This window comes from Corallococcus sp. 4LFB, assembly GCF_046520365.1.
GTDB lineage: Bacteria > Myxococcota > Myxococcia > Myxococcales > Myxococcaceae > Corallococcus > Corallococcus caeni.
Map to the genome: position 1 here is coordinate 1 of NZ_JBKGHJ010000945.1, position 1,587 is coordinate 1,587.

The window sequence follows — 1,587 nt, forward strand, 5'->3', positions numbered from 1 at the left end:
AGCACCTGCCCTTCGAGAAGCTCGTCGAGGAGCTGCAACCGCAGCGCAGCCTGAGTCACTCGCCTCTCTTCCAGGTCATGCTCGTGCTGCAGAACGCGCCGGCCTCGGAGTTGAGTCTTTCGGGCCTGTCCTTCCAGCCTCTCGCACGCGACTTCGAGGCCACCAAGTCCGACCTCACCCTGTCCCTCTCCCAGACGCCGCACGGCCTCACTGGCACCCTGGGCTACCGCACGGATTTGTTCGAATCGTCCACCGTCTCCCGCATGGTGGAGCACCTGCGCGTCCTCCTGGAGGCCGCGCTCGCTTCGCCCGACTCGCGTGTCGGTGAGTTGCCGCTGCTGACGGAGGCCGAGAAGAAGCTGCTGCTGACGGACTTCGTCTCCACCGAGGCGCCGCTTCCCCCGCCTCGCAGCGTGCACTCCCTCTTCGAGCAGCGCGCGGCCCTCCATCCGGATGCGCCCGCCGTGGCATGCGATGGACAGGTGCTTACGTATGGAGAGCTGGACGCGCGCGCCAACCAACTGGCCTGGCACCTGCGCTCCCTGGGCGTCGGCACCGACTCGTGCGTCGCGCTGTGCCTGGAGCGCTCCGTCGAGACCGTCGTCGCCCTGCTGGGTGTCTGGAAGGCTGGCGGTGCCTACGTGCCGCTGGACCCGGCTCAGCCCGCCCTGCGCTTGCAGTCCCTGGTGCACGAAGTCTCCGCGCCCGTCGTCGTGACGGTGGCCCGCCACGCCTCCGCGTTCGAGTCCTCTTCCGCGCACGTCGTTCGCCTGGATGAAGACGCCTCCGTGCTTTCTCGCCTGCGCACCGACGCACCGCCGGTTGAGGCGCATCCGGACTCTCTTGCCTACGTCCTCTTCACCTCTGGCTCCACCGGCAGGCCAAAGGGTGTTGCCGTCGCGCACTCGCAGCTCTTCACCTACGTCGATTCGGTGACGCAGCGCCTTGGCCTGGAGTCCTGCGCAAGCTTCGCCCTCGTCTCCACCTTCGTCGCCGACCTGGGCAACACCGTCCTCTTCCCGGCCCTCACCACGGGTGGCCTGCTCCACGTCCTCACGCAGGAGTGCGCCTCCAGCCCCGCGGCCCTGGCTGATTACTTCGCGCGTCACCCCATCGACTGCATGAAGGTGGTGCCTTCGCACCTGGCCGCATTGCTCACCGCTCCCGAGCCTTGCCTCGTCCTGCCTCGCAAGCGCCTCGTGCTTGGCGGTGAGTCCTCCACCTGGGCCCTGCTCCAGTCCGTCCATGCGCTCGCTCCGGACTGCGAAGTGCACAACCACTACGGCCCCACCGAGACGACCGTCGGCGTGCTCGCCGGCCGCGTGCAGTTGCCCGCGTCGACTGCCGCCTCCGTGCCGCTGGGCTGGCCCTTGGCCCATTCGCGACTCTACGTCTTGGATGCTTCGCTGCGGCCTACGCCTCTCGGCGTCCCGGGCGAACTCTTCGTCGGCGGCGCCCAGGTGACTCGCGGCTACCTCGCCCGGCCTGATTTGACGGCCGAGCGCTACGTGCCGGACCCTTTCAGCCCTTCTCCCGGCGCTCGCATGTACCGCACGGGCGACCGCGTGCGCTGGCTCTCCGATGGCC

General features: G+C 68.8%; 1 protein-coding gene. It reads left to right on the forward strand.

The window, feature by feature from the left end; translation table 11 throughout:
- Nucleotides 1-1,587 (forward strand): non-ribosomal peptide synthetase (locus tag ACLEQD_RS43040; RefSeq protein WP_410391741.1); only part of this gene is annotated, 1,587 nt, incomplete at both ends.